Source organism: Demequina gelatinilytica, assembly GCF_000971115.1.
Taxonomy (GTDB): domain Bacteria; phylum Actinomycetota; class Actinomycetes; order Actinomycetales; family Demequinaceae; genus Demequina; species Demequina gelatinilytica.
Genome location: NZ_BBLV01000025.1, coordinates 19,851 through 29,893, shown reverse-complemented (window position 1 = coordinate 29,893; position 10,043 = coordinate 19,851). Strand labels below are relative to the sequence as shown.

General features: G+C 72.5%; 8 protein-coding genes. 6 read left to right on the top strand and 2 right to left on the bottom strand.

The window, feature by feature from the left end; translation table 11 throughout:
• Positions 1-28 precede the first annotated feature (28 nt).
• The gene (locus AOM00_RS14910) at positions 29-727 is read right to left on the bottom strand and encodes a GntR family transcriptional regulator (protein WP_062518552.1); all 699 of its coding nucleotides are present in this window, start codon (positions 725-727) and stop codon (positions 29-31) included.
• Between the two features lie 151 nt (positions 728-878).
• On the opposite strand from AOM00_RS14910, the gene AOM00_RS14905 reads away from it, so the two are divergent.
• From AOM00_RS14905 to AOM00_RS14895, 3 genes are all read left to right on the top strand, one after another.
• A complete protein-coding gene (locus AOM00_RS14905) occupies positions 879-3,734 on the top strand; it encodes an FAD-binding and (Fe-S)-binding domain-containing protein (RefSeq protein WP_062518551.1) in 2,856 nt (951 codons plus the stop codon).
• Positions 3,731-4,366, top strand: coding sequence for a cysteine hydrolase family protein (locus tag AOM00_RS14900; protein ID WP_062518550.1), 636 nt, complete (start codon positions 3,731-3,733; stop codon positions 4,364-4,366). The genes AOM00_RS14905 and AOM00_RS14900 overlap by 4 nt, the downstream gene beginning before the upstream one ends.
• Positions 4,367-4,435: 69 nt before the next feature.
• Positions 4,436-4,732: a hypothetical protein gene (locus AOM00_RS14895; RefSeq protein ID WP_062518549.1), complete on the top strand. Its 297-nt coding sequence runs from the start codon at positions 4,436-4,438 to the stop codon at positions 4,730-4,732.
• Between the two features lie 52 nt (positions 4,733-4,784).
• Here AOM00_RS14895 and AOM00_RS14890 read toward each other — a convergent pair whose 3' ends face one another.
• A complete protein-coding gene (locus AOM00_RS14890; RefSeq protein WP_062518548.1) occupies positions 4,785-7,442 on the bottom strand; it encodes a UvrD-helicase domain-containing protein in 2,658 nt (885 codons plus the stop codon).
• Positions 7,443-7,623: 181 nt separating this feature from the next.
• Here AOM00_RS14890 and AOM00_RS14885 point away from each other — a divergent pair, with 181 nt between their 5' ends.
• The 3 genes from AOM00_RS14885 (at position 7,624) to AOM00_RS14880 (ending at position 9,998) form a co-directional block, all read left to right on the top strand.
• On the top strand, positions 7,624-8,952 hold the full coding sequence (locus AOM00_RS14885) for a serine hydrolase domain-containing protein (protein WP_062518547.1): 1,329 nt from the start codon (positions 7,624-7,626) through the stop codon (positions 8,950-8,952).
• Between the two features lie 376 nt (positions 8,953-9,328).
• Complete coding sequence (locus tag AOM00_RS15515; protein ID WP_156159210.1) at positions 9,329-9,490, top strand: hypothetical protein; 162 nt, start codon at positions 9,329-9,331, stop codon at positions 9,488-9,490.
• Between the two features lie 169 nt (positions 9,491-9,659).
• Complete coding sequence (locus AOM00_RS14880) at positions 9,660-9,998, top strand: hypothetical protein (RefSeq protein ID WP_062518546.1); 339 nt, start codon at positions 9,660-9,662, stop codon at positions 9,996-9,998.
• Positions 9,999-10,043: the final 45 nt, after the last annotated feature.

Here is a 10,043-nt window from a genome sequence, read left to right as displayed (position 1 = left end):
GGGTGGGGGCGGGGCGGGCGGTGGGCGCTCAGGAGGTGCGCGGGAGCGCGGTCGACGGCACCAGGGCCTCGGGCCCGGCCTCACCACCCAGGCTCGCGGCAAGGAGCTCGCGGGCGCGGGCGAGGTGCTCGTCGAGCATCGCCGCAGCCCCGGACCCGTCGCCCGCCTCGATGAGCGCGAGGATGCGCGCGTGCTCGGCGATGATGATCTCGGGACTCAGCCGCTGGCGTCCCTGGAGCTGCGCCATGCACAGCTTCACCTCGAATGCGAGCGAGTGGTACATGGCCGAGGTCCGGGCGCTGCCGAGCGCGTCGATGAGGCTCGTGTGGAAGCGCATGTCGGGCTCGACGATGCCGTAGGAGCCCTCCGCCCAGAGCGCCGCGATCTCGGCGTTGGCCGCGCGCGCCGCCTCCGGCACATGGCGCGTGAGCGCGAGGCGCCGCAGCACCTCGGACTCGAGGTAGGTGCGGGCGCGGTAGATGTCGCGCACGTCGTCCGGCCCCAGCGCGATGACGCGCGCGGTCTTGTGGTTGGCGCGGACCAGCACCTTCTCGCCGGTGAGCCGCTCGATCGCGGCGCGCGCGCTCGCGCGGGCCACGTCGTAGCGGGTGGAGACCTCGAGCTCGGTGAGCGGGGTGCCAGGAGCGAGCTCTCCGGACACGACCTTCTCGCGCAGGTCCTCGACCAGGGCGTCGACCAGGCTGGTCACCACGATCCCTCGCGCCATCGCCGTCCTCCGTCGGTCGGGTGGTGACGATGCGCCGGCCCCGACCGCCTCGTCTGCGAGAAATCTATCGGATCCGGGACCCTTGTCACTTGCGTCTACTTGTCGGACAATCGCGGTGTCACTGTGAATGGCGTTCTCGATGAGGAGACCCATGTCCCCGCAGCACCCCCGCCTCGGCGAGCTGCTCGCCGCGTGCGTGGGCGATCCCGCACAGGTGCGGACGGACACCCTCACGCGTCGCGCGATGGCGCACGACGCGTCGCACGTGCTGCTGGTCCCCGAGGCGGTGGTGGCACCGAGGAGCGCCGCCGAGGTCGGGGCGGTCATGCGCGCCGCCGCGGAGGCGCAGGCACCGCTGACGTTCCGCTCCGGCGGGACGTCGCTGTCCGGCCAGGCCGGCACCGACGGCGTGCTCGTCGACGTGCGACGCCACTTCACCGGCATCGAGGTGCTCGACGGGGGAGCTCGCGTGCGCGTCCGACCCGGCGCGACCCTGCACAGGATCAATGCGCGGCTCGCGCGCCACGGCCGCAGGCTGGGCCCCGATCCCGCGAGCGAGATCGCGTGCACGCTCGGTGGCGTGATCGCCAACAACTCGTCGGGGATGTCCTGCGGCACGGTCGAGAACAGCTACCGCACGCTCGAGTCGCTGGTGGCGGTCCTGCCGTCGGGGACCGTGGTCGACACGGGTGCCCCGGACGCGGACGCCGTCCTGATGCGTGACGAGCCCGCGCTCCACTCCGGACTGCTCGCGCTGCGCGAGCGCGTGCTGGCCGATCCTGGGTCGGTCGCGACCATCGCACGGCAGTTCGCGATGAAGAACACCATGGGCTACAGCCTCAACGCGCTCGTCGACTTCGAGCGTCCCGCGGACATCCTGGCGCATCTGCTGGTGGGCAGCGAGGGGACGCTGGCCTTCGTCGCGGAGGCGACGATGCGCACCGTGCCCCTGCGCCCCCACGCCGCGACCGCGCTGCTGGTGTTCCCGGATCTCGAGGCGGCGAGCCGGTCGCTGCCGGCGCTCGTGGCGACGGGAGCCGCGGCGCTCGAGCTCATGGACGCCACCTCGCTGCGGGTAGGCCAGGGTCAGCCGGGCGCCCCCGCCGCGGTCCGCGCGCTCGCCGTCGGCACGCAGGCGGCGCTGCTGGTCGAGTACCAGGCGGAGACCGGGGAGGCGCTCGACGAGCTCGCGGAACGGGCCCGGCCGGTCCTTGCCGGGCTCCCGCTCGAGGCGCCTGCCGTGCTCGACACCGATCCGGCGCATCGTGCCGAGCTGTGGAGGCTCCGCAAGGGCCTCTACGCGACGGTGGCCGGCGCGCGACGTGCGGGCACGACGGCGCTGCTCGAGGACGTGGTGGTGCCGGTCGAGCGGCTCGCGGACACGTGCGCGGCGCTCGCCACGCTGCTCGAGCGCCACGGGTATGCGGACGCGGTGATCTTCGGGCACGCCAAGGACGGCAACCTGCACTTCATGCTCACCGATCGCTTCGAGGGGGACGAGGCGTTGGGGCGCTACGCGGACTTCACCGAGGAGCTGGTCGCGCTCATCCTCGGCATGGGCGGCTCGCTGAAGGCCGAGCACGGCACGGGGCGCGTGATGGCACCGTTCGTGCGTCGTCAGTACGGCGACGAGCTGTACGACGTCATGCGCGAGGTGAAGCGCCTGTGCGACCCCCGGGTGGTGCTCGGGCCCGGCATCCTCCTCTCCGAGGACCCGCACGCGCACCTCGCCCACATCAAGCTCGCCCCGGAGATCGAGCCCGTCGCGGACTCGTGCGTCGAGTGCGGCTACTGCGAGCCCATCTGCCCGTCGCGCGACCTCACCCTCACACCGCGGCAGCGCATCGTGCTGCGGCGCGAGATGCGTGCCGCGGAGGCGGCAGGGGAGCACGATGCGGCGGCGGAGATCGCGGCCGGGTACCGGTATGCGGGCGAGCAGACGTGCGCGGTCGACTCGCTGTGCGCGACCTCGTGCCCGCTGGGGATCGACAGCGGCGCGCTGGTCAAGGAGCTGCGCGCGGTCCACCTGCCGCGGCCGGCCGCCGCGGGATGGTCGGCCGCCGCGCGCAGCTGGAAGGTCGCGAACCGGACCGCCTCCGGCGCGCTCGACGTCGCCGCCGTCCTCCCGGACCCGTTGGTGCACGGCGTGAACCGGGCGGCGCGCGCGGTGCTCGGCGAGGACATCGTCCCGCTGTGGTCCGCGGACCTGCCGAAGGGTGGCGAGAGGCGCGCGCGTCCGGCGCCTGAAGGCCCGCCCGAGGCGGTCTACCTGCCCTCGTGCCAGAGCGCGATGTTCGGAGCAGGCGCCGGGCCCGGGGTCCAGGCGGCATTCGAGGCCCTGTGCGGCGCGGCGGGCATCCCGCTGCTCGTGCCGGACGGGATCGACTCGCTGTGCTGCGGGACCGTGTGGTCGTCCAAGGGCGCGACGGACGGGCTCGACGCGATGCGCGCACGCGTGCTGCCCGTGCTTCGCGATGCGACGGACGGCGGCAGGCTGCCGGTGGTGAGCGACGCATCGTCCTGCACGGAGGGCTTCGCGCGCCTGGTGGCGGCCGCGGAGGATGTCGACGTGCGGGTGGTCGACGCGGTGGGCTTCGTCGCCGAGCACGTCCTTCCCGCTCTCGGTGAGATGCCACGGCTCGCGTCCCTGACCCTGCATCCCACGTGCTCCTCCGTGCACCTGGGGCTCGAGGCGGACCTGCGTCGCGTGGCCGGAGCGGTCGCGCGCGAGGTCGCGGTCCCCGACGACTGGGGCTGCTGCGCCTTCGCGGGCGACCGGGGGCTCCTGCACCCCGAGCTGACCGCATCGGCCACCGCACCCGAGGCCGCCGTGGTGGCGGCGCTCGGCTCCGACGCGCACGCCTCATGCAACCGGACCTGTGAGCTCGGGATGTCCCGAGCCACGGGCGTGCCCTACCGGCACGTCCTCGAGCTGCTCGCCGAGCGGCTCGGCCCCACCCCTCCATCCCTGGTATACCCGGCATCCAACGAAGGAGCACACCCATGAACCCCTCCACCACGGCACTCGTGCTGATCGAGTTCCAGAACGACTTCACCAGCGAGGGCGGCTCGCTGCACGGCGCCGTCGCCGATGTCATGCAGCAGACCGGGACGCTCCCGAACGCCAAGCGGGCGCTCGAGGCCGCGCGCGCGGCCGGCGCCACCGTGATCCACAGCCCTATCGCCTTCCAGCCCGGCTACTACGAGATCACCGCGCACCCGTACGGGATCCTCAAGGGCGTCGTGGACACCACGTCGTTCGTCAAGGGGACGTGGGGCTGCGAGATCGTCGGCGAGATGGAGCCTGCGGGCGAGGACATCGTGATCGAGGGCAAGCGGGGCCTCGATGCGTTCGCCTCGACCAACCTCGACTTCATCCTGCGCTCGAAGGGGATCACCACCATCGTGCTCGCCGGCTTCCTCACCAACTGCTGCGTCGAGTCGACCATGCGCTCCGCGTACGAGAAGGGCTTCGAGGTCCTCACCCTCACGGATGCGGTGGGAGCGACCTCCATGGAGGAGCACGCGAACGCCATCAAGTTCGACTACCCGATGTTCTCCAAGCCCACCACGGTGGACGAGTTCGTCGCGGCGCTGTCGGGTGAGCTGGTCTCCGCGGACACCTCGCGAGGCTACTGAGCTGGGCCTCAGACCCCACCCCACCACCGGGGTGTGGTGGCCACGCCGCGGCTATGCCAGAGTGTGGCCATGCCTACCAGTGAGAACGCACCTGCGGGTGCCCCCTTCACGTTCGCGTCTCAGCTCGGCCTCGGGCTGACGCTGCTCATCATCGGGAACGCCGTCGTCACCCTCGCCGCGCTGTCCGGCGTCGGGGTGCTCGCGATCGTGGGGTCGATCGTCGGGCTCGTCGGGCTCATCCTGACCGTGAGCGCCGTGACGCGCCAGGCGGCGGCGATCGAGGCGATCGCGGCCGCGCTGAACGTCTCACGGCCCGCGTCGACGCCGACGCAGGTGAGCAACGCCGAGTTCTTCGGCAAGCAGTAGACGGCTCGAGGCTCCGCCACGGCGACCCTGGTGCGGCCGAGCCGCGGGCCGGTCAGACCCTGACGGTCTGCGTGCACCGCGGGAACGCGCTGCAGCCGAGGAAGTCGCCGTACCTGCCGGTGCGCTTCACCAGCGTGCCCTCGCCGCAGCCCGGGCACACCCGGACCTCGGCCGCCGGCGCGCCGGTCGCATCGACCACCGCGACTCCGGGGTCCTCGAGCAGCTCCAGCACGAAGGGCGACTCGCGCCCCGCGACGGTGAACAGCGCGACGGTCTGCCGCGCGCGCGTCAGCGCGACGTAGAGCAGCCGGCGCTCCTCGGAATCGGGGTAGCCGTCGTCCTCCGACATCGCGAGGGCGAGCACCGGGTCCTCCGGGATGCTGCTGGGGAAGCCGTACCGGCCGCTCGTGACGTTGGGCAGGACGATGTGGTCCGCCTCCAGGCCCTTGGACCGGTGCACGGTGCGGAAGCGCACCTCGAGCCCCTCGACGCGGCGCGAGGGCATGAGCTTCTGGTCGAAGCCGTAGCGTCCCAGCACGTCCACGGTGGCGCGGCCACCGTGGGAGCCGCGGGACGATGCCGCGAGGCGCTCCAGGTGAGCCTCGATGGCCCCCGGCACGGCATCGTGCCGCGGGACCCGCACGATGGCGACCTGTGCGCCGCCCTCGCCGCGCGCGGCGCGGACGGCCTTGGTGATCTGCGCGGGGTTGCGCGACACGAATCTGCCGGCGACATCGGCCGTGGTCTGCGTGGTGCGGAACGTCGTCTGCAGGCGCCGGGTCAATGCGGGGCCGAAGTACTCGGCGAATCCCGTCATCACCGAGAGGTCCGCGCCGGCGAAGCGGTTGATGGCCTGCCAGTCGTCGCCGACGGCCAGCAGGTGCTTGCCGCGGCCCTGCAGCAGCGCCTTGGTGAGGCGGGCCCGCGCGCGGGACGTGTCCTGGAACTCGTCGACCATGACCAGGTCCCAGCGCGCGAGGCCCGGGTCGCGCTCGACGGCCTCGGCGGCGGCCAGCAGCATGTCGTCGAAGTCCACGGTGCGCGTCGCGGCGAGCTCGGCCTGCCAGGCGTCGTGGATGTGCCAGTACAGGTCCACGAACAGGCGGGTCCGGGCGGTGTCCCACTCCGGATGGGCGGAGACCCGCGCGCGCAGCGACTCGCGCGTCAGCGCGCCGGACTTCACATGCGACATGAACGTCCGCATGAGCCGTGCGAGGCGCTCATGCTCGAGAGGCTCGGCGCCCGGCAGCGGACGGTCGGGGTTCCAGTCGAGCGCGATGCCGTGCCGCTCGAGCTCCTCCGCAAGGGCCTCGAACCCGCTGTGGTCGATGATCGAGTGCCACTCGGTCTCGACCAGCGCGGTGCCGTGCTGGGCGTGGACGTTGCGCTTCCACTCCATGGCCTCGCGATAGCCGCGGAAGTCCTCGACCACGCTGCCGTCCGCGCGCACCGCCCAGTGCTCATGCCACACATCTGCGGCGGGGTAGTAGAAGTCGGGCCGATACTGGCCGTGGCTGCGGTCGGCGACATCGTGCGTGTACGGCGCCTCGTAGCGGTACTCGACGCCGTGCAGGAACAACCAGTCCGCGATCAGGCGCTCGCCCTCGCTGCGGACGGTCTCGCCGCGGTAGGTCTCGAAGCCGCTGAGCTTGGTCGCCGGGTCGTAGCTGTCGGGTGACCCGCCGTCGCCCGCGACGGACAGCTTGCCGTAGAGCAGGCGGAACAGGTCCCACTTGAAGCGGAAGCCCAGGTCCTGGTCGCGCAGGCGATCCACGATCTCCTGGACCTTCTCCACGTCGCGACCGCCCTCGACCCACGGTGCGATGCGCGGCTTGCGTCCGGTCGCCTCGCCGATGACGGCGAGCCCGAACGCGTGGAACGTCGTCGCCTTGAGGCCGTCGCTCGGGAGGCCCAGCGCGGCCAGGCGGCTCGCCACGCGCTCCTCGAGCTCCTTCGCCGCATCGGCGTTGAAGGCGAGCATGAGCACGCGCTCCGGACGCACGAAGCCGCGGCGGAGCGCGTAGGCGGCGCGCGCGACCATGACCGAGGTCTTGCCCGAGCCCGCCGCGGCGATCACGCGCACGCGGTTGTCGTGGGAGATGACGGCGCGCGCCTGCTCCTCGGTGAGCGGGGACCTCTCGACCCGCGCGAAGAACGCGCGCCCGGACCTGAGCTCGCGACGCAGGATCTCGTCGTTGGCGGCGCTCACGTCCGCGAGGTGGTCGCGTGCGAGGAACGCGAGGGCACGATGCTCGGCGGGGGAGAGAAGGTCCGCGACGCCCTCGCGCTCGGCCGCGGTGAGCGCCGCGAGGACGTCGGCGTGGCGGGGCAGCCCCGCGAGGATCGCGGCCGCATCGTCGTGGGCGATCCATCGCTGCGTGCGCACCCGGGTCTCGAGCAGCCGGGCGAACGCCGGTTCGCGCGCGGCGGCGAGCAGCAGCGGGTCCCGCAGCTTCGCCCCGGTCACGATGCGGGACGCGGTCGACGAGATCTCCTTGGCGTGGCCTCGGCGCAGTCCGCCCAGGCGCGTGCGGGGCGCATCGTCCGTCCCCTCGACCACCAGGCAGCGCCCGGTCCACCACCAGCCCGTCCGCAGCCGCGCGGCGTCGGCGCCGTCGAGGCGCGTGGTCTCGCCGTCGACGGTGACCGCGAGTCCCGCCCCCTCACGCGTGAGCGTCCACCCGGAGCGGCCGGTCCACGTCTGAGGCATCCGCCTATCCTGCCGCAGCCGGGAGACAGGCCCGGACCACGGCATCGTGCCGGCGGCACGGATCGGTGTCGCGATGCCCTAGTCTTGGGCGACCCGATCGGCGACAGCCGCGGCACCCGCCTCAACGTGGACGGCGGGGACGGCTCGCGATCGGCTCCAGACCGAAGGGATCCCCGTCCTCATGCCCCGTGCACGCACCATCGTCGTCGCGTCCGCCGCCGCCCTCGCCGTCGCCGTCACCGCCGCCTACTGGTACGAGCGTCCGCTGCTCGTCACCGGGACCGGGTACGCCGCGCACAACGCGTGCGCGCTCGACGCGATCGCCGGCCGGGACGATGCGGCGGCCGACCTCCCCCCGAACCCCCTGGTGCCCGTCCTGCGGACCTCGCTCACCGGGACCGGCGCCGCGACGACCATCCTCGGCCTGCTCGCGCGCCAGGAGGCGGTGGAGGTCGACGGCTACGGCTGCACGCTCGGCGGTGCCGCCGAGCTGCCGGCCGCGACCGAGGTCTCGGCGGACCCCAACCCGTACACCGCCCTGCCCCTGGCCGAGCCCACGGACGATGCGGTGGCCGCCGCGCTGGCGCACGGGTTCGGCGACGACCTCGGATCCGAGCAGCGGGAGGCGCTCGGGACCCGCGGCATCGTGGTCCTCAAGGACGGCGAGCTGGTCGCCGAGCGCTACGCCGACGGCTTCGACCGGTCCACGCCGCAGCTCGGCTGGTCCATGACCAAGTCCGTCACCAACCTCCTGGTAGGGCGCCTGGTGCAGGAGGGCGAGATCGACCTCGACGACGACCACCTGCGCCCCGAGTGGACCGACGAGAGGTCGTCCATCACCATCCGCCAGCTCATGCAGATGACCTCGGGCCTCGCGTGGGACGAGACCTACGATCTCGGCACGCCCATCACCACCATGCTCTACCGGGAGGGCGACATGGCGTCGTACGTCGCGTCGCAGCAGCTCGCCCACGAGCCGGGGGAGCACCTCCAGTACTCGAGCGGATCCACCACGCTGCTGTGCGCCGTGGTCACGGCCGGCCGGGGCCTCGCCGACGCCCCGCGCTCCCAGGTGTTCGCCCCGCTCGGGCTCTCGAGCGCGGTGCTCGAGGCCGATGCGGCGGGCACCCCCGTGTGCAGCTCCTACATGTGGGCCACGCCCCGCGACTGGGCGACGCTCGGCCAGTTCGCCCTGCAGGACGGCGAGTGGAACGGGGAGCAGCTGCTGCCGACGGGCTGGATGGCGGAGTCGACCACGGCCGTCGACACGAGCGTCGAGGCGGGCTCCGACGGCTACGCCTCAGGCTGGTGGTCCAACACCCGCCCGGACGGCTCGGTGGTCGAGGAGGAGCTGCCGGCGGACGCCTACTTCGCGGAGGGCCACGACGGCCAGTGGGTGGTGGTGGTGCCGTCCGAGCAGCTCGTGGTCGCGCGCCTGGGGTTCACACCCGAGGCCGATGACAACCGGGTCCTGAGCATGGCCGCGGCGCTCATCGACGCGCTGGGCTGACGCCGCATCGTCCTCGACCCCGACGATTCGTGCCCGATCCAGCTCCGGATCGTGCACCGGGCGACGGGGTAGACGCTTGCACGCCCGCCGCAACGGCGAAGGCCCGCCCCGCGGATGCGGGACGGGCCTTCGTGCGAGCGCTACGGCTTAGCAGTCGTAGTAGAGCTCGAACTACCCCCGCATGGGTGGCCAATGGTGGCCATTGGTGGCACATCACAACTACCAGGCGCGATGCTCTCCGCGAGTGGTGGACGTTGGTGGCGCCTTGTGACGCTCTTGCGGACTGTTTGCGGACTGGCGCGGATTCCGCGCCCCTAGATCTTCGGGGGCGCTGGGCCTCCGAGAGCGCGTGTGGCGCGCGATGAATGGAGGAATCATGACCAAGGAGCCCACCGAGTTCGGCTCGCTCGTCACCATCGCCGGCGTGCGCTACGTGCGCGTCAACTCGAGCGGCCCCGGCGACTGCCACTGGCTGTCCGAGGTCGTGGTCGATGGCCTGCGCTACCACCGCTGGGAGACGATGCGCGAGCGCGCGTGACGCTCGTCACACCGGGCGGTTCCGCGGGCGTTTCAGGCATACCGTGCCGTAACGCGCGCAGAGCCTCTCGGCTCTCTGTCAGCACACCGATGCGCTGGCAGTCACGAAGGTGCCCCGGTCGCTGGTGCGCAGCGCCGGGGCGGATCGAGCTATGAAGGAGCTACGACCCATGAGCAAGTCAATCACGACCAGCCCGAGCGACTCCGAGACGATGCTGGGGCGCGCACTCGCGCTCGACTCGCACGCGGACTCGCTCAGGGCCGAGGCACAGGCGCTCCGGACGATCGCCGCAAAGTCGCTCGACACGGGCGGCTGCCCCGAGTGGTGCGCGGGCGGCACGATGAGCGCAGGCATCTACAAGCCCGAGAGCCACGACTGGCGCCCCTGGGGCGACGGACTGATTCGCGTTCACCTCGGCCCCGTCAAGGGCCGCGCCATGCTGCTCCACGAGTTCTCGCACGCGGACGGCACCCGGACCTGGGGCCTGTTCGAGCCTGCGAAGCTCTAGCGCACGCGCCCGCCACGGCGGCCCGCCGCTCGCGCGAGCGGCGGG